Origin of the sequence: Acinetobacter sp. neg1, from assembly GCF_000788125.1 — a bacterium.
Taxonomy (GTDB): domain Bacteria; phylum Pseudomonadota; class Gammaproteobacteria; order Pseudomonadales; family Moraxellaceae; genus Acinetobacter; species Acinetobacter vivianii.
This window is the reverse complement of the sequence record NZ_JSZD01000014.1, coordinates 117,499-134,253: the sequence shown is the minus strand read 5'-3', so window position 1 is coordinate 134,253 and position 16,755 is coordinate 117,499. Positions and strand designations below refer to the sequence as shown.

The following is a 16,755-nucleotide window of genomic DNA, read 5'->3' as shown; positions in this document are numbered from 1 at the left end:
GCCTTGAACTTCACGCCCCTAGACCACACACTAAAATGATAATTTCATAGGACTGGAATTTTGCCCATGATGCGTCGCCCATTTAAAATTATTTTTATTTCGATATTTGGTGGAATGAGTTTCACAGCTTGTTCCACTTTTCAGACTCCGAATCCAAGTTCAGCGCAAAGTCTGGAACAGGTTAAAAATATTGGTGCTTCTCCAACAACAGAAGGCAATATTGCGAAACTGATGAAACAGGACAAAAATTGCGTTATTGAATTCACGGGTTATTTCGATGGTGGGCAAGCGATAGAGCACTGGACCTTTAACCATTCAGGATTAATTTCAGCGAGTTCATCGACCCAACATACCACGCTTGTTTCAGCCAATACCTCAACAGCTTTTGACATTGATGATCCTGCTGTACAGGCAAATTTCAAGAAACTGCAAAGTAATTTCAGTGCGAATAATCTGGCACAGTGTCATTAAACTCATAAAAAAACTCGTTACATTGATGACTACGAGCTGTAACGAGTGATGGCTTTTAAACTATGCTTGGGATCAATCTTTAGCTTAAAAATAAGCTTAATTCAGACTGAGTCCATTGGTTGCCGCGAGTAAATCGAGACGTGGAAAAATTAAACCTGTTCGTGCATCCCTGACAGTTTTACCTGTTGCTTTTAAACGGTTAATGCTCTGGTTAATGGTTTCTGATGGTCTTACATTATTTGCCCGCAATACAGCAATTGCGCCCGCGACATGAGGGGTGGCTTGTGATGTTCCTCCCATCCGATAACCGCCTGCTGTAATCATCGCGCCCGGCGCAACAAGTGTGACCAGAGAGCCACCATTACTAAAGCAAGCAATTTGGTCAGCCTGAGTGGTTGCATCATTGCATACGGTTGCCTTGACTGCTCCTAGATTCGAATCATAAACTGCACCGACCCGTACTGCACCAGTCACACATGCAGGCGAAGCAATACCATCAGCATAAGCATCATTCCCCGCAGCAACGACTGGAATGACACCCGCATTCCGTGCTCTGGAAAAAGCGGTACTATAACTACTATTGCGGCATTCAGACGTATATTTACGTCCAGGAACACTTAAACTCAGGTTAACCGCTTTAATGTTATAAGTTCTTGCATTATTGACCGTCCAATTCAATCCAGCCAGAATATCACTGTCATAAGCTATATTCTGTTGCTGCCCATTGGTCACAACTGTTCGAAACGCATCAATACCAATAATCTTGGTTTGAGGTGCTACTTTTGCCACAATGCCTGAAACATTACTGCCATGTCCATCATTGTCGAGTTGATTATCATTCGGTGCACTATCAAAACTATAGACAACCCGACAGCTTGAAGCAGGTGTATTGACCGCAGTACAGCCAAAGTCAGCATACTTATAATTCACACCTGTATCAATCACTGCCACGCTGGTTCCCGCACCTGTAAAACCATTGTTTGCCGCTTGCGGCTGGTTAATTAAAGCTAAACTTTCAATCGTGGTGGCCGTATTTCTACGGTTGGGATACACCCCTTTTACCATAGGGTCATTTAAAATTTGGGCTAGAGTTTCACGATTTTGAATCCGGTATAAACCCAAAGGCAAACCATTAAATTCTCGCAACGTCTGAAAACCTGCGGTTCTGATCCATCTATTTTTAAACCGATTTTTACTATCCTCAATAAAATCTCGCTGTGCTGGATCTGACAGCGTATTTTCAGTATTGAGATCATATTCAATAATTAAGTCATTCGATTCATTGCTCACCAATGCATTAATATCAATTTTTCCTTGGGTAATTTTGTTGACAGCAGCAGCGCTGAATCGCTGTTTAAGCTGAGCAGAGTTGAGTGTTGCAGCAGAGGTTGTCGTTATACAAAAAACAGATAAACCGATAAATATTAAAATTTTATTGTTCACTTTTCATCTCCATCATTCTCAAATTAAGAATGGTTTTATTGTCTGGTTTCTTAAAAAGAAACCCTGATGATTTAAAGCTGTTTAATTTCGTTTGCAGGATCAGTCGCTGGATCAATCGGCTGTAGCGAAGGATCACTTTTCGTGTCATAAAATTCTGGTTCTTGTTGAGAAGTATCCGATAGGTTGTCTAGCGTTGAATTGGTTGCTTGCTTGGTTTTTACCTCCATTTCTTGTATTTGGGTTGTTTCCGAATGACTCGGACGCTCTTGATAAACCGTTGTATTCACCATTGACTTGGTTGGCTGTAAATACATCGCCACCATACCGAGTCCAATTAAAACCAGTAAAAATGCTGCCATCTTTTTCATTCTGTTCTCCAGCGCCTCATACTCGCCAAGATTTGGCTTTTACTTCTTCTATTTAATACAATTATTCTTTAGAAACTAACTGCCACTCCCTTTTTAGTCTTCAAATAAAAACAACAGATGCCCTCCATCAACAGATGAAGGATAAAAAATAAAGCTCCTTAAAGATAAAAATTATTATGCCGACGAAGCATGTTCAAACATGAATAAGTTGTGCTTCTTCTCATTTTTTAATCTTTTTTATATTATTTAGATATCCTTAATTTGTATATTTATTATTCTAAACTATGGAATAAATTTAGAATAACTGTTCATAACTTGCTAAATTATTATTCTAAAAATTAAATAAACACCAATATTTACAATTATTTAAATTCATATAAAAACTATATTTTTCATGTTTTTATTCCCGTAATCAATCTTCACAATTTCTATCTAAAGTGTGTTTGAGCTGTAATCTGGTTGTAATTTTTGATGAAAATCACACATTTCTACTTTTTAGCTCGCTATGATGCAATGGCGTTAATGAAGTACCACTTTACGGTACATCGCTAAGGAAATCGCAATGAAAAAAATGATCAAAACAGCTATCGTGACAACAAGTATCCTCGCTTCTGCTTCTGTTTTTGCACAGAGCGCTGAGGTAAACGCGAATGGCTCAGCTCAAGTCAATGTTCAATCTGGTGGCTTGCTTAAGGGTGTGACTGGCGCAGTAAAAAATACTGCTCAAGGTGTAGGTCACGTGGCACAAGGCGTAGGTCATACTGCACATAATGTAGGACATGCCGCTGTAAATACGGGCGTAACAGCCACTCAAAAAACTGTTGGAACAGCGACCCATATTGGTTCACATGTCGTGAACAAAACTGGTGAAGCAGTTAAAAATACAAAAGATTATGCAGTAGATAAAGCCGTTGATGGTAAAGAGTTTGCAGCCGATACCACTGCAAATGTCAAAAAACGTATTGAAGACAAAAAAGCATCTAACCAACCTAAATCGTTAAATTTAGGTGCGCAAACCAATGCGCAAGCGCAGGTGAATGGTAAAACTTCTGGTGTGAATGCCCAAACTGGCTTGAATGCAGATAAGAAAGGCCTTCAAACAGGTGCAAATGTCGGTGTGAAAGTTCTAGGCGTGAATGCCAATGTAAATACCAACGCAAAAATTGGTGCAAACTAATTCTTTAAGTCCGTTCTAAAAAAGCCCTTTGCAATGCAAAGGGCTTTTTTATGGAAAAGATCTAGTTACATAACTGTAGCTTGGTCTGCTCATCCACATTATTTTCAACAAAATGACTGAATCCCTGTTCATCACAGCTTAGTGTCAGTTGCTTATAACTGATGCTACAAAACTCTGCATAGCGTTTAAACACCAGTGGCGACTGGTCTAAAGCCAAGGCTTCGCCGACTTTTACCAGCTTGTGAATACCACGGTCATTCATGGTCAATAAATAATTTTCATTATTCAGTTCAAGTTCCACCAATGCATTGGCTGTGACGTTTAACGGAACAAGATAGTTCAGATTGGCTGCAAGCGTATCTGGACGATAACTCTCTAGTTTTAAGCTCACCAGATTAAAGACCAGACAGGTCTCCTGAGCCGTCATGACGGTTGGCTTTGAACTGCCTGCCTGTTGCACGAAATGCGGCTGAATCCCGAGCTTATGCAGGTTCTGTTCTGTGCCCTGCTTAAGATTAAATAATTGCTGAACCAGCTTTTGCTTCATGATCGCATCAAAATAGCGTTCATCCAGTTCAAACTCATTATTTTCTAAAATCTTTAATAAGGCATGATGATGTCTTGCCAACAAGGCATCCAGCACATGACGATAATAGAATTTACTTTGCTTTTTAACTTCCCGGACACGCTTGTAGAAATAAGTAATTTCAAAAGGTTTTTCGACAAAATCATTGAGCAATTGCGAACTTGCCAAAACCGAAAGTGCCTCATGACCAGTAAATGGCAAATGAATGACATGCATATTCGGCAATAAAGGCTGAATCTTTAAGAAATGCTCTTTATCTTCGGCAAAATAGGGGTCGTAAACAATAATGTATTCACGTGATGCATCCACTTCATCGGCCTGAATCTGCATGTCTTGATGAATACTTGCATCAAAAAACTCTGCATAACGGCGATCTTGAACGACATCTGGATCAATTGAATATTGTGGGACAAAAGCCACCACTTTTTGCATATTCAACAGGTTGGAATATTTAATCGCAGCATAGCCACCCATTGACCCGCCATAGCCCACAATTTCTTTGAATTGCTGCAAAATTGGCAAAATCTGTTGCTGCATTTGAAGCATGCTGCTTTTAGGAAACCATGATTTTTGTTTTGGCATAATGCCAAGGACGTTGTATTGATATTTTATTAATGATTTTTCAGCATTAATGGACATTCCTTTGGCGCGACTAATTAAATCGCCGAACGAAACCACTAAAGTGTTACTTGAACCTTTTAGAAAAATAACGCGAATATGTTCGTCTTCAAATACGATTTGCTTATCCATGCTCACACTGAAAAATTGATCCAAGGTCTGTAGCAAAAAGTCACCAAATGGTGGCTTTGCCAAACCATAATTGCGGAGTATCTTATTTTATAGAGATAAGACAGATTAAAAAGCGCAAAAGATGACACAATCCTTACACCCAGCCGCTCAAAAAGGCTTTAGTTTAGGTGCCGAACTGTACCAGCAGGTTCGTCCCAGTTACCCGCAAGATATTGCCATTTGGCTGCAAGATCGCCTCCAAATAGGTGAAAATTCCACTGTTATTGACCTTGGTTCGGGGACTGGCAAATTCTTACCCTACCTGTTACAGAGCAAGGCAAAAGTGATTGCAGTTGAGCCTGTCGCTGAAATGTTACAACAGCTTCAGCACAGCCATCCACAGGTGAAATGTATTCAGGCTTCCAGCGATCAATTACCGCTGGCAGATGCTTCAATTGATGCCATTTTGTGTGCCCAGTCATTCCACTGGTTTGCGAATATTGAAACATTAACTGAAATGCATCGGGTGCTCGCTCCATCGGGACATTTAGGGCTGATCTGGAATCAACGCGACACAACGGTTGATTGGGTTCAAGCACTGGCGGATGAAATTGCACCTTTAGAAGGTGATACGCCACGTTATCACAGTGAGTTATGGAAACAGGTGTTTGAGCATCAGCAACTATTTAACTTTGTTGAATTGCAGACCTTTCAGCAAAAACATCATGGCACGGTAGAGCAAGTGGTGAGTAAGCGTCTGTTGTCGACCAGCTTTATTGCCGCCATGCCTGTCGCAGAACAACAACAGTTAAAAGCAAAGTTCGAACAAATTGTATTTGATTTTACAGGCTTAACTGCGCAAGATCAGATTGATTTCCCCTATACCACTTTTGCTTATCATTTTCAGAAAGCTGCAAACTAAATATTTATCGAGTTGATCCATGCCTAGTATTAAAACCACATTTGCCCTGACATGTATGCTCAGTTCAGCCCTGCTCTTGAGCGCATGTAATAAAGATAAACAACCGACTGCCCAACAAGAGCAGCAAAGCAGTTCTGCCAATGATGCGATTGGTCAATTAAACCAGACGCCAATCAAACAGTTCCCTGCGACCGCAGATGATGGTCACGATATTGCAATACTGGATGACTATGACCGTCGTTTTACCGACATGAGCGATAGCATGGAAATGGAATTGGCGAAGATGAAAGAAGCCAATACATTAACGCCAGAATTTGAACAACAACGCCAGAAGGACAATGTCAAATCTGCCCTGTCTATGTTAAAAGATCTGGAACTAAAAACCGAGCAAGGCCGTTATATTCAAGGCTTGCTTTATGATTATTGGGAACAGCAGGCTAAAGTTTTAGAAAAGGCCAATACTTCAACAGCGGATAGCAAGCAGCAAGTTAATCAGCTCAATGAATATCTACATGCACAAAGCCAGTTACATCACTGGAGAAGCACACAGACTGCTGAAACCAAGGTACAGGAAGAATAATTTATATGCATAAAAAAGAGGGATTTCGCGTCCTCTTTTTTATTTAAATACAGCAATCAAGTTAAATATTCTGTTTCTCAATCCACTGAATTGAACTGACGCGGAACAATTCACACGCACCATCGCCCACACCACCTGGGGTAAGCGATGATTTCCACACCAGATCTTTATCACGAATTTCGACCAGTTCGCCTTTTAACTGCACCAGATCACCACGCTTCACTTGTTTAATCTGTTTGGCAATTTCTGGATTGGCAGGAATAATGTGCATATTCGATACCATTTTGATGGCCTGATCGGGTGGAACAGGTAATGTTTTCATTTTCCAGTTCAGGTAACGGTCATACTGTTGAACATCAATCGTCCGCGCAATTTGAGGGTCAGCAAAAAGTCCTAAACTGACCGCATAATCAATCGGAGAAAATTTGGCTTGCTCATCGTCATGATAGACTTTTGAACCGAGAATACGGAAGTTCCCATCAAAAGGCTTCAGTACCGAAATCGATTGATATTTCACAACGGGCGCTAAACCATTGGCAATATTGTATTCTTCCCCACTGGTCGATGCATGTGTCTGCCCAATTGCAACAACCATGCATAAACTCATCAACAGACGTTTTTTCATGGCTCAATCATCCTCAAATAACGAAAAACTTAGAAAAGCACTTCTCTTCATAGTATGCTTAGATGGTGAAAAAAAGTGCTTTTTTTAGTAACAATCAAACTCACTTTAGTCATATTTTTGTGGTGCAGTCACCCTACTTTTATTTTTGAATCAACGAATGGATTTCCATGATTTACCAATTTTACCAGCGTCATATATTTCCTCACTTACTTAATCAGGTCATGCAAACTGCGAGTCTGATGGATCGACGTCGTGAATTATTGTTACCGATTGAAGGAGACATACTCGAAATTGGTTTTGGTACAGGTCTGAATATTCCTTTCTATGGCAATGTCGATACGCTGTATGCCTTGGAGCCCAATCCAGATATTTATCTGCTTGCGGTTGAACGGGTACAACATGCGCCGTTCTTTATCAAACATGTGCAATCTAGCGCAGAGAAACTTCCCTTTGCAGATGCGTCTCTGGATCATGTGGTCTCAACCTGGACTTTGTGTAGTATTACGCAACTTGATCAGGCCCTTACAGAAATCTATCGTGTGCTTAAACCGACGGGAACCCTCCATCTGGTTGAGCATGTCAAACATCCAGACTCTGCGAAAATACAGTCCTTGCAGACTTTACTCACCCCTATCCAGAAACGTATTGCAGATGGTTGCCACCTCAATCGCGATATTGAACGACATCTATTACAAGCCAAATTTAAATTTATAGAAAAACAATATTTTGATGCCGAAGGCATCCCTGCAATTGCACAAAAGATGTTATTGGCGCGGGTACAAAAATTAGAGATCTCGCTTTAGTCTTCAAAATCGATTCTAAGGGTTTCAAAACGAATCCGCCCTTCACGTACCGCTTGAGCAATGGCCTGCTGTCCCTTGCTTAAGCGTGCACCACCACTTTTAATATCTAGTAGAATTACTTCGATATCTTCGGCAGTTCCATCGCCATCTCGGAAATCGGTATAACCATCAAACACCACATAATCGACTGGATCACCAAGGAATTTGGCATCACTGGGTAAATACTGGAACTCGGGCAAGATCGGCGCAAATTGTTCCGCCATTTTCCCTTTTAAGACCGCACGACTGGTATTGACACTTCGCTTCTGCGCATCCAGCAAAGCCTGTTTATGTTCCAGCTCCAGCTCGGCAATATATTTTTCATACTCTGCCTGCACACGACCGTTGCGGGTACTCGACAGAATAATGGTGGTGATCACAACCCCAATACAACCACCAATCAACATTGCAAGCCAAACCGACATAACACATTCCTTTTCCTGAATGCAGCTATTTAACTGCAACATTAAACTTTTGTCATGTGTAACACACTCGACGCAAAAAGATGCTAAGGTATAGTTGAATACGAGAGCCTAGTTAAATAAATCTAATTTCATGAAGACAATATTAATCGCAAATCAAAAAGGTGGCTGTGGTAAGACCATGACAGCGATCACGCTCGCTGCCGCACTATCACAAAAAGGCTATAAGGTCGCGTTGGCCGATGCCGATAATCAGAAATCATCTTTGCAATGGTTAAAGCAGCGTCCAGATACCGTGACAGGCATTCAAAGTCTGGATTGGCGACATGAAAAATCAATTGGTGAAGCACCGAAAAATCTGGATTATTTAATTATTGATGCGCCCGGCGCCCTGTCAGGTGAGCATGCAGAACAACTGGTCAGTGAAGCGCATGCAATCGTCACACCACTGCAACCTTCGTTCTTTGATATTGATAGTACCCGTCGTTTCCTCAAGCATTTACAAGACATTAAGCGTATTCGTAAAGGTAAGGTACAAATCCTGCTGATTGCCAATCGGGTTAAACCGAACAGTTCTAGCTCTAAAGACATTCAGGACTTCTTTAACAAGATTGAACAGGAACCTGTGGCATGGATTTCAGAACGTACTGCCTATGGCAGCTTAGCCATGCAAGGCCTGAGTATTTTTGATAAAACCCAGAAAAACTTTGTCAGTATCCAAAGCCAGTGGCAACCGGTGTTAAACCAGTTAGTCGATGATCCAAGCGAATGGTTCTAAAATGACTTGCTCCATCCTAACTGGATGGAACAAGTAAAAAATTTGGTTCTCACTCTTCATCTATTCAGAGTGAATTGATCTTCATTTGGGAGTGATGAAAGGGGCTGGATTAGGGCTAGGCTCATCTTTTTCAGCACTTTCATCTTTCAAGTTATGCTTCATTTCATCGCGATCTAGGCTTTCAACCGCTTTACGAATATTTTCATTACCGTGACTGCCCTCAGGGTTTTGAGAAGCAGCACTCTGATCTAAGGTCTGTTGTAATTGATCCGTATCTGTCAGCCCTTCAACCTCTTGATAACTGACTTTATCGTTACTCAATAGCTTCGCGACCTTGTCATTGGGCTGGGAAGCCTCATTGGGATTCACTTTTGCTTGATTATGCGGATCTGCTTTTTCAGGTGATTGATTCTGATTATTTGAATAAGCCATCGTACTACTCCTTAAAATTCATTTATGGATACGTGATGGATTTAATCTAGCAATATGCTTTGTAACTCTTTGCCGACTCCTGTATTAAACTCGATAGCAAATGTTGCTAAGGTGAATTCATGTATTTTATGCATCTGTGACGTAATAATTTTTCTAAATATGTCTGGTTCTTTTCAGCTTATTCAATAGCTAAAAAAGTATAGGGATGACATTTTAAACTCTAGGCTTTTATTGCCCTAAAAGATTTAAACGTGAAATTACCGAATGAAATTTTACTGTGCCCATTTTTCAGTTAATATGATTTTATTCAACTTTTATGATTAGAGACGGACGCTTGTGCAACAATACGCTCCCATATTACAACGCGTTTTGCTATTTGGACTGTTCTTTGTCCTGCTCTTTTTGGGATTCAGTATTCTCAAATACTTTATTGTCCCTGTGCTTTGGGCTGCCATTATTGCTTATATGACCTGGCCTGTGTATTTATGGGTACAGCGTCGTTTCTTTGGTGAAAACCGTCCAACCTTAAATGCCACACTGATGATCACACTGGTGATTTTAGTGATCGGGATTCCGTTCATCTTTGCCATCTTTATGTTGCAGTTGGAAGGGCGCAATTTATATTTTAATTTACAGCGTCAACTGTTCTCAGGCCATATTCAGATTCCTGACTTTATCAAGAACCTGCCGATTATTGGTAAAGACATCAGCCGTACCATTAATGAACTGAGTAATGATCCCAATAGCATTACCAAGAATATTGCGGAATGGATTCAAAGCCACTTGAGTTATGGACGTTTTGTTCTCAGTGAAATTAGCCGAAATCTGGTTAAACTCACTTTTGCAATCATGACCCTGTTCTTCTTCTACCGTGATGGACAAATGATCCTGTCTCAGGTTAGCCGTGCCTTGGAAATGGTGATTGGGCCACGTGTGCATCATTATCTGGACACCATTTCAGAAACAACCCGCGCGGTAGTCTATGGCGTCGGTTTAACAGCAGTGGCGCAAGCCTTATTGGCTGGTCTGAGCTACTTTGTGGCGGGTGTACCGAACCCAATGCTGCTCACCATGGTGACTTTTATCCTTGCCCTGATTCCTTTTGGTACGCCAGTTTCCTATCTGGGTGTCGGTCTGTGGCTATTTGCACAAGGCCAGACCATGGAAGCAATTGGGGTGGTTCTGTGGGGCGTATTGATTGTCAGCAGTTCGGATAATGTAATTCGTCCCTTGGTCATTTCAGGTGCCACCCAGATTCCATTTATCCTGATCATGTTTGGTGTACTGGGCGGGATTGCCAGCTTTGGTTTAGTCGGTTTATTCATTGGCCCTGTGATTCTGGCGATTCTGCTGGCGATCTGGCGTGAATGGTTGCATGAAAATGTTGAAGAACCGGTTGCCGCGCTGGATGCACCACCTGAGAACAAATAGGTTTGTTTTGTTTAATTTTTTGTCATTAATTGATTAATGTTACTTGCGGGATATCCCTGACTTTGTTTGAATCGTCAAATAAAGATAATTTATAAGGATATCTTCGCAATGACTTCTACGATTCAAAAACTCTCTTTACTGAGCTGTCTAGGCCTAAGTATTGCTGCCTGTTCCTCTGCTGATTTAGATCACAATGCATCTAAAATCCAGACCCAATCCACCACGCAAGAGCAAAAACAACTGGTACAAGTCTATCAGGTCGATGCCAAAGGTGTTGGCTCTTCAATTGGTACAGTGGCTTTTCAGGAAACCCCAAAAGGCCTGTTAATCACGCCAGCTCTCGGCAAGCTTTCTCCAGGTGAACATGGTTTCCACATCCATGAAAATGGCTCGTGTGAAGCGGCAATGAAAGATGGCAAAATGGGTGCGGCACTGGCAGCTGGAAGTCATTTAAATCCAAATAATGCGCCACATCACGGTACGCCAGAAGATGGTCATTTAGGTGACCTGCCTGTTTTAGTCGTGAATGAGAAAGGTTTTGCAACTACGCCTGTGATCGCGCCACGTTTAAAACTGGCTGATATCCAAGGTCGAGCAATCATGGTTCATGTCGGCGGCGATAATTATTCTGACTCACCGAAACCTTTAGGTGGTGGCGGAGACCGTATTGCCTGTGGTGTGATTAAATAATTTACCAACTGTGGGTATCTAAAAAGATATCCACAGTTTTGCTGTTGTTTTGAGCAGTATAAAAAAGCTGAGACATTGATCTCAGCTTTTTTATTAGTTCATGCCTTCTGCTTTACGTTCCAGCATGACCTGTTTTAATACTTTCCGAGGTTGTGCAAACCAGAAAGCGATCAGCACCACACTCGCCAGTGCAAAAGCCCAGATATGCACATGGGTATACAGCACCCGTACCAGTTCAATAATGACAAAATAACTGACCATCATCAGCATCGAAACTGCCGCTGCAACCGTGCCTTTTGACACTTCAGATGACATTAAGGCAAAGCGATACATCACAGAGAAACTGATCCCCTCGCCTAAACTTACCAATGTCATGCCAATCAATAAACATGGCACCAGATAAATTTGCCAGATCACCCCCAACACCAAGAACAGCGTTCCCAGTAACATAATCGGTAAGCCCATTAAAATGGTTTTACCTAAAGGGAAACGGTCAATAATCTTGATTAGGATGACATTACCAATAATCAGGCCAAAGAACACAGGGAACTGGGCCAAGCCATATTGCACACTACTCAGCTTCAACTCATCCACCAGAATGATTGGTGACAAAGCAATCCAGAGCATTAACGGCATACCAACCAAAGGTAAAGCAATGCTTAAACCGAGGAAACGGCGATTGCTAAACACTTTCTTGAAGTCATCAAAAATATAGCTAAATGGCTGTTTCGGTTGTTTGCGACTTTCCTGTGTAGCTGGCATAAATTTCTTTAAACCAAACCAGCTCATGAAAGACACCGCCGCAATGGCGACAAAGCCCCAATGCCACGAGACATAATCAATCAGGAAAGCACCCAGTACAGGTCCGAGCAAAGGTGCAAGCAAAGAAATATTTGCCATCAATGCCATCACCTTGATCGCATCACGCTCTTCAAAGGTTTCTTGAATCGCAGCATAACCCACTGCTGAAATCACAGATAAACCAATACCTTGCAGGAAACGTAATGTTAAAAACTGCTCGATATTATGTGTCAGCAAAATCAGTAAACAGCAGATCGTAAAGAAAGCCACGCCTGCCAGTAATACTTTTTTACGTCCAAGCCGATCCGAAAGTGGCCCAAGTAACCATGCCACACTGGCACCACCCAACAGATAGAATGACATTGACGATGGCGCCCAAGTTGCACTCACAGCAAACTGTTCTGTAATGGCCAGCATGGCTGGCTGAATCAGGTCATTACCGATATAAACCGAAAATTCAAATAGCACTAAAGCTAAAGGAAACATGAGCGTTATACGGTTTAACGTCATGTTCTGATTATTTGTCATCATGTTTTATTCACAAAAATAACCAACTAGCGCCCGTCCCATTTTCAAAAAAAGAAAACAGGATTACGACCACGAGATTTTATGGTTTAGATTTAAATTTTGATTTCATGCTATAAAAAAGCATGTGATAAATGTGAAAACACCGTATTCACTAGGTGTATATAAGAAAAACAATCTATTTACGTGAGACTGGTAAATGTTTTTACCTTTTGGCTAAATCGCCAGGCGCAACTTTAGCACTTTTTTAAAATGACAGCAATTTTAATCCATCTTCCACAGGGATTTTGACAATGTGAATAACCTAAAAGTTATCCACATTTTTGCATAGATTTTAGACTGGACAATAGAGTCCCGATAATTATGGGCATAACTCAAACTGGAAGGTTTCCGTATTTTCGCCTCTGGCACATTGATAACTTTGCTTCTTATTCACAATTTTCCAGACGTCCTGATCACGCTTTAATTGATATTCTGTACGCACGGCCACGACCGAATCATCCAATTGCGCCTGTTCAACCGTGATCTGTGCATCGGTAGGATTTTCTGCCGTATTAAATTGCTGATCTATTTTTAGATTATTTTCATCGTGAAATAAATTTGGCTGATCCAGCAAAACAGCATGCATGGCCGTACTTTTTTGAACCGCCGCCTGTTGTTGCGATTCGGTGATCGGTTGATTACATGCGCTAAGCAATAAAGCACATCCCAACAGCATTGCTATTTTATACATTTTGCCCCCTCCACTTCACATTGCTCATTTATGCTACTATACAAAACAGCATTGCCAAGCAACAAAATGTTATGGCGTGCAAGGATTTGTTGGATTCAGCAATCCCTTTATAAATAAACAAATAAATCGAAAATACTGATTTTATAACCTTAATATCACAACAATTTAGGCATACAGAGATGTCAGATTTAACTAAAAAATTAACTGTTATTTTAATACTGGGCAGCAGCTTGGTTGCCTGTTCAAAACATCCAGATAACGCTGCAAATGAGGCTGCTATTGCGACTGAAAGTGTTGCACTCGATAGCGAAGCGATTCAGGAAAATGTCGCGAAAAATCCTGAACAACTGGTGAGTCAGCAACAAAATGCGTTGGAGCAAAATCGTCAACTAGTTAAAAGCGCCCAACTCCAATTTGAAGTCAAAGATGTATTAAAAACTACCTCTGCGCTTGAGCAACAGTTATCGCAATACAAGGGCTATATCGAAGAAAAACAGATTAATTATCAAGTCAGTGATCGTTCTGAACGAGATCGTATCGATGGTAGTGTCGACATCTATGAAAAAATTACCCCGACTGTACAACTCACAGTCCGCATTCCCAATGAACAGGTCACGCCATTCCTGAATCAGTTATTGCCACTCATGTTGAACTTTAATAGCCAGAGCTATGAAGCCAAACGTTATGAATTAAAATTGCTTGAAGAAAAACTCAATACAGCCAATCAGAGTAATAGCGCTTCAAATGCTGTGAACAATCAACTACAGCAACTGACGAATCTGGAAGTCAAAGACCGTTTGGCTTATAGCACCATTCGAATTGAGTTTTTCCAGCAAGCGCAAGTACGCAAGAGCCGTGATCTCAATATCAATCGCATTGCAACTTTAGACAGCGATCCTTTACTCAGCCGAATTTGGGAAGCTATAAAAGTCGGACTCTATGGCTTAAGAGAAACCATCATCTGGTTAGTCATGCTCTGGCCGCTTTATCTTGCGATTGCAATCTTATGGGCGATCCGTCGTTGGTATAAAGCGAGAAAATCAAAAACCGAATAACTCCATTCTTGATTTTTGATCAATAGTATTTTGCTCATTTATGCATTTTTACTCATGAATAGATTTCCTAAAATGCGTCCATATTTTTAGAGATTTATTCCTGAGTCCTCCCATGAGCAATATTTTAATTATTAATGGTGCCAAACAGTTTGAACATTCAAATGGCGAATTGAATGACACCTTAACCGAGTTTTCCGAAGCACATTTAAAAACCTTAGGTCATAACGTACAGGTGACACGCACCGACAGTGACTATGACATTCAAGCCGAGATTGCTAAATATTTATGGGCAGATGTGGTGATCTATCAAATGCCAGGCTGGTGGATGGGTGCGCCATGGACCATGAAAAAGTATATTGATGATATTTTTACTATTGGTCATGGTTCACTGTATGCCAGCGATGGTCGTAGCCGTTCAGATGCATCTAAAAAATATGGTTCTGGTGGTTTAATTCAGGGTAAAAAGTACATGTTGTCTTTAACATGGAATGCACCGATGGAAGCCTTTACCGATCCAGACCAGTTCTTCCATGGCGTTGGTGTGGATGGCGTTTATTTACCGTTCCACAAAGCTAATCAATTCTTGGGCATGGAATCTCTACCTACATTTATCGTCAATGATGTCATCAAGGCACCCAATGTACCAAGCTATCTTGAAGCCTACAAAGCGCATTTAGATCAATTGTTTGCAGCCCATTAAGTGAGAACATGTCATGCTAATTATTATTGCTGAAATCCGTACCCATGCAGGTGCTGAGCATCGTCAAGCGGTATTAGATGCATTTAAAAAAGTGACGCCAACTGTACTAGCAGAAGACGGCTGTCATGGCTATGAAGCTTTGATTGATCACCTACCCGCGATTGAGATGCAGGCCACTGATGAGAATACCATTGTCATGTTAGAGAAATGGCAAAGTACCGCTCATTTGGAAGCTCACATGCAAACTGCGCATATGCAGCAGCATTTTGAAGCAACCAAAGACCATGTTGCGGATGTGAAAATTCGTATTCTAAACAGCGGGATTTAGAAAAAGGTTCACTATTAATCGAACCTTCATAAATTTTATGATACTCGGCAACGTCATCCACAACCTGCATGATTTTTATAAGATATTGTTTCTGCGAATTAGTTTAATAGATCCAAGAAGCGGACAGGTTTTGTGGATGACAATGGTTTTGCCTACTTTTCCCGAAAGAAAAGTAGGGCGAGCCGCAGGCTGGTTCTGGAATTAGATGAGTATTTGACCAGATTCCGATCATCTTATTTTTCTAATAGATAGATGGATATTTAAATTGAACTTAGCTCATGAATAAACGCATTGTATTACTGATAGTAATGCTGTTTTAAATGACGGCTATACTCAGTTAAATACACTTCCAAACTGGCACGACGATCGGCCTTCTGTATCGACTTTTCCGCCAACTGCTCGATCTTATGTTCCAATAAATTAAGAATCGTGGCTTGTTCTGCTTCAGGCAGTTGTACCTTTTCTTTCTGCTGCTTTTTAATTTCCAGATAATCCTCTGCCCAATGCCGTAATGGATCATTCGCATTCACTTGCGCAAACAGATCGGTGATCAGTAATTCAGGCATCTGTTCTTGGGTTGCCAACTCAGCCGACATTAAACCACGAATCGAATAAAAGACTTTTTTATAGGTAAAGTTATCTGCGGTTTGCATCACTTTCATCCCACCTTTTGCCAATGATAAATAGTGGTGATACAAGGCACTATAGTCGATTCGCTCTAGCAATCCATTACGAAAACCCTGCCATTCAGGAAAGGCATTAAAATACACAATATGTGCTCTGACCCACTCCAAAACAGTGGGGTTACTTTTTGCCAGTAGCCCAAACATTTTATCGAGGTCATAAGAAACAAAGTCAAAGTCTCCGTCCATGATCTCAATCAGATCACGATATTTTTTATAATCAAAATATTGGTCTTTACTCGGTAGATGAAAACCGCGTACATCGTAGTCACTATCAGGACTGGCCATGCCCCATAAACGGCTGCCACTTTCGATATAAAATAAGGGGATGTCTTGACGTTGTTGAAACAGTTTTTCGATTTCGTAATGGATATTCATTGCAATGGCTTCATTATTTAAAAATTTATACTTGTGAGAGACAATACTCTTTTTGA

20 protein-coding genes are annotated in these 16,755 nt (G+C 41.0%); 11 read left to right on the top strand and 9 right to left on the bottom strand.

Features of this window, described 5'->3' with window-relative positions:
* Positions 1-66: 66 nt before the first annotated feature.
* Entirely contained in the window at positions 67-471 is a 405-nt protein-coding gene (locus tag PJ15_RS10235) for a hypothetical protein (protein WP_047430429.1), read from the top strand.
* Between the two features lie 96 nt (positions 472-567).
* On the opposite strand, the gene PJ15_RS10230 is transcribed toward PJ15_RS10235, so the two are convergent.
* Both PJ15_RS10230 and PJ15_RS10225 read right to left on the bottom strand, forming a co-directional pair.
* A complete protein-coding gene (locus tag PJ15_RS10230) occupies positions 568-1,914 on the bottom strand; it encodes a S8 family peptidase (protein ID WP_047430426.1) in 1,347 nt (448 codons plus the stop codon).
* Between the two features lie 71 nt (positions 1,915-1,985).
* A complete protein-coding gene (locus tag PJ15_RS10225) occupies positions 1,986-2,282 on the bottom strand; it encodes a hypothetical protein (RefSeq protein WP_047430422.1) in 297 nt (98 codons plus the stop codon).
* A gap of 562 nt (positions 2,283-2,844) precedes the next feature.
* On the opposite strand from PJ15_RS10225, the gene PJ15_RS10220 reads away from it, so the two are divergent.
* Positions 2,845-3,459 carry a hypothetical protein gene (locus tag PJ15_RS10220; protein WP_005259875.1) on the top strand — a complete coding sequence of 205 codons (615 nt, stop codon included), beginning with the start codon at positions 2,845-2,847 and terminating at the stop codon, positions 3,457-3,459.
* 61 nt (positions 3,460-3,520) lie between these two features.
* Here the strand turns inward: PJ15_RS10220 and PJ15_RS10215 are convergent, their stop codons facing one another.
* Positions 3,521-4,795: a hypothetical protein gene (locus PJ15_RS10215; protein ID WP_047430680.1), complete on the bottom strand. Its 1,275-nt coding sequence runs from the start codon at positions 4,793-4,795 to the stop codon at positions 3,521-3,523.
* Between the two features lie 121 nt (positions 4,796-4,916).
* On the opposite strand from PJ15_RS10215, the gene PJ15_RS10210 reads away from it, so the two are divergent.
* The gene (locus PJ15_RS10210) at positions 4,917-5,696 is read left to right on the top strand and encodes a class I SAM-dependent methyltransferase (protein WP_047430419.1); all 780 of its coding nucleotides are present in this window, start codon (positions 4,917-4,919) and stop codon (positions 5,694-5,696) included.
* Positions 5,697-5,715: 19 nt separating this feature from the next.
* Positions 5,716-6,276 carry a hypothetical protein gene (locus tag PJ15_RS10205; protein WP_047430416.1) on the top strand — a complete coding sequence of 187 codons (561 nt, stop codon included), beginning with the start codon at positions 5,716-5,718 and terminating at the stop codon, positions 6,274-6,276.
* A 61-nt stretch (positions 6,277-6,337) separates the two neighbouring features.
* Here PJ15_RS10205 and PJ15_RS10200 read toward each other — a convergent pair whose 3' ends face one another.
* Positions 6,338-6,901: a hypothetical protein gene (locus PJ15_RS10200; protein WP_004775961.1), complete on the bottom strand. Its 564-nt coding sequence runs from the start codon at positions 6,899-6,901 to the stop codon at positions 6,338-6,340.
* A gap of 167 nt (positions 6,902-7,068) precedes the next feature.
* On the opposite strand from PJ15_RS10200, the gene PJ15_RS10195 reads away from it, so the two are divergent.
* Positions 7,069-7,704: a class I SAM-dependent methyltransferase gene (locus tag PJ15_RS10195; RefSeq protein WP_047430414.1), complete on the top strand. Its 636-nt coding sequence runs from the start codon at positions 7,069-7,071 to the stop codon at positions 7,702-7,704.
* Here the strand turns inward: PJ15_RS10195 and PJ15_RS10190 are convergent.
* The gene (locus PJ15_RS10190; protein ID WP_004775965.1) at positions 7,701-8,168 is read right to left on the bottom strand and encodes a Holliday junction resolvase-like protein; all 468 of its coding nucleotides are present in this window, start codon (positions 8,166-8,168) and stop codon (positions 7,701-7,703) included. The two genes, PJ15_RS10195 and PJ15_RS10190, sit on opposite strands and share 4 nt — an antisense overlap.
* Before the next feature lie 130 nt (positions 8,169-8,298).
* Between PJ15_RS10190 and PJ15_RS10185 the strand changes: the two genes are divergently transcribed.
* Positions 8,299-8,943 (top strand): ParA family protein, encoded by a 645-nt coding sequence (locus tag PJ15_RS10185; protein ID WP_004775966.1) that lies wholly within the window; start codon positions 8,299-8,301, stop codon positions 8,941-8,943.
* Positions 8,944-9,024: 81 nt separating this feature from the next.
* On the opposite strand, the gene PJ15_RS10180 is transcribed toward PJ15_RS10185, so the two are convergent.
* The gene (locus PJ15_RS10180) at positions 9,025-9,375 is read right to left on the bottom strand and encodes a hypothetical protein (RefSeq protein WP_047430411.1); all 351 of its coding nucleotides are present in this window, start codon (positions 9,373-9,375) and stop codon (positions 9,025-9,027) included.
* A gap of 336 nt (positions 9,376-9,711) precedes the next feature.
* Here PJ15_RS10180 and PJ15_RS10175 point away from each other — a divergent pair, with 336 nt between their 5' ends.
* Both PJ15_RS10175 and sodC read left to right on the top strand, forming a co-directional pair.
* Positions 9,712-10,806, top strand: a complete 1,095-nt coding sequence (locus PJ15_RS10175; protein WP_047430408.1) for an AI-2E family transporter — start codon at positions 9,712-9,714, stop codon at positions 10,804-10,806.
* 108 nt (positions 10,807-10,914) lie between these two features.
* Positions 10,915-11,496, top strand: a complete 582-nt coding sequence (sodC, locus tag PJ15_RS10170) for a superoxide dismutase family protein (protein WP_047430405.1) — start codon at positions 10,915-10,917, stop codon at positions 11,494-11,496.
* Between the two features lie 93 nt (positions 11,497-11,589).
* On the opposite strand, the gene PJ15_RS10165 is transcribed toward sodC, so the two are convergent.
* The gene (locus PJ15_RS10165; protein WP_413772464.1) at positions 11,590-12,825 is read right to left on the bottom strand and encodes an MFS transporter; all 1,236 of its coding nucleotides are present in this window, start codon (positions 12,823-12,825) and stop codon (positions 11,590-11,592) included.
* A gap of 358 nt (positions 12,826-13,183) precedes the next feature.
* Positions 13,184-13,555, bottom strand: a complete 372-nt coding sequence (locus PJ15_RS10160; RefSeq protein WP_047430401.1) for a hypothetical protein — start codon at positions 13,553-13,555, stop codon at positions 13,184-13,186.
* 179 nt (positions 13,556-13,734) lie between these two features.
* On the opposite strand from PJ15_RS10160, the gene PJ15_RS10155 reads away from it, so the two are divergent.
* The 3 genes from PJ15_RS10155 (at position 13,735) to PJ15_RS10145 (ending at position 15,638) form a co-directional block, all read left to right on the top strand.
* Positions 13,735-14,610 (top strand): DUF4349 domain-containing protein, encoded by an 876-nt coding sequence (locus PJ15_RS10155; RefSeq protein WP_047430398.1) that lies wholly within the window; start codon positions 13,735-13,737, stop codon positions 14,608-14,610.
* A gap of 112 nt (positions 14,611-14,722) precedes the next feature.
* Positions 14,723-15,310: an NAD(P)H-dependent oxidoreductase gene (locus PJ15_RS10150; RefSeq protein ID WP_047430396.1), complete on the top strand. Its 588-nt coding sequence runs from the start codon at positions 14,723-14,725 to the stop codon at positions 15,308-15,310.
* Positions 15,311-15,323: 13 nt separating this feature from the next.
* Positions 15,324-15,638 (top strand): putative quinol monooxygenase, encoded by a 315-nt coding sequence (locus tag PJ15_RS10145; RefSeq protein WP_047430394.1) that lies wholly within the window; start codon positions 15,324-15,326, stop codon positions 15,636-15,638.
* Positions 15,639-15,934: 296 nt separating this feature from the next.
* On the opposite strand, the gene PJ15_RS10140 is transcribed toward PJ15_RS10145, so the two are convergent.
* Complete coding sequence (locus tag PJ15_RS10140; RefSeq protein ID WP_047430675.1) at positions 15,935-16,699, bottom strand: DNA polymerase beta superfamily protein; 765 nt, start codon at positions 16,697-16,699, stop codon at positions 15,935-15,937.
* Positions 16,700-16,755: the final 56 nt, after the last annotated feature.

Excerpts from the sequence above, each read along its gene's own strand:
- PJ15_RS10155 (WP_047430398.1), top strand. The coding sequence starts at position 13,735 with ATGTCAGATTTAACTAAAAAATTAACTGTTATTTTAATACTGGGCAGC.
- PJ15_RS10185 (WP_004775966.1), top strand. The coding sequence starts at position 8,299 with ATGAAGACAATATTAATCGCAAATCAAAAAGGTGGCTGTGGTAAGACC.
- PJ15_RS10200 (WP_004775961.1), bottom strand. The coding sequence starts at position 6,901 with ATGAAAAAACGTCTGTTGATGAGTTTATGCATGGTTGTTGCAATTGGG.
- PJ15_RS10195 (WP_047430414.1), top strand. The coding sequence starts at position 7,069 with ATGATTTACCAATTTTACCAGCGTCATATATTTCCTCACTTACTTAAT.
- PJ15_RS10165 (WP_413772464.1), bottom strand. The coding sequence starts at position 12,825 with ATGACAAATAATCAGAACATGACGTTAAACCGTATAACGCTCATGTTT.
- PJ15_RS10225 (WP_047430422.1), bottom strand. The coding sequence starts at position 2,282 with ATGAAAAAGATGGCAGCATTTTTACTGGTTTTAATTGGACTCGGTATG.
- PJ15_RS10140 (WP_047430675.1), bottom strand. The coding sequence starts at position 16,699 with ATGAATATCCATTACGAAATCGAAAAACTGTTTCAACAACGTCAAGAC.
- PJ15_RS10180 (WP_047430411.1), bottom strand. The coding sequence starts at position 9,375 with ATGGCTTATTCAAATAATCAGAATCAATCACCTGAAAAAGCAGATCCG.
- PJ15_RS10215 (WP_047430680.1), bottom strand. The coding sequence starts at position 4,795 with ATGGATAAGCAAATCGTATTTGAAGACGAACATATTCGCGTTATTTTT.
- sodC (WP_047430405.1), top strand. The coding sequence starts at position 10,915 with ATGACTTCTACGATTCAAAAACTCTCTTTACTGAGCTGTCTAGGCCTA.
- PJ15_RS10190 (WP_004775965.1), bottom strand. The coding sequence starts at position 8,168 with ATGTCGGTTTGGCTTGCAATGTTGATTGGTGGTTGTATTGGGGTTGTG.
- PJ15_RS10220 (WP_005259875.1), top strand. The coding sequence starts at position 2,845 with ATGAAAAAAATGATCAAAACAGCTATCGTGACAACAAGTATCCTCGCT.
- PJ15_RS10160 (WP_047430401.1), bottom strand. The coding sequence starts at position 13,555 with ATGTATAAAATAGCAATGCTGTTGGGATGTGCTTTATTGCTTAGCGCA.
- PJ15_RS10210 (WP_047430419.1), top strand. The coding sequence starts at position 4,917 with ATGACACAATCCTTACACCCAGCCGCTCAAAAAGGCTTTAGTTTAGGT.
- PJ15_RS10205 (WP_047430416.1), top strand. The coding sequence starts at position 5,716 with ATGCCTAGTATTAAAACCACATTTGCCCTGACATGTATGCTCAGTTCA.
- PJ15_RS10235 (WP_047430429.1), top strand. The coding sequence starts at position 67 with ATGATGCGTCGCCCATTTAAAATTATTTTTATTTCGATATTTGGTGGA.
- PJ15_RS10150 (WP_047430396.1), top strand. The coding sequence starts at position 14,723 with ATGAGCAATATTTTAATTATTAATGGTGCCAAACAGTTTGAACATTCA.
- PJ15_RS10145 (WP_047430394.1), top strand. The coding sequence starts at position 15,324 with ATGCTAATTATTATTGCTGAAATCCGTACCCATGCAGGTGCTGAGCAT.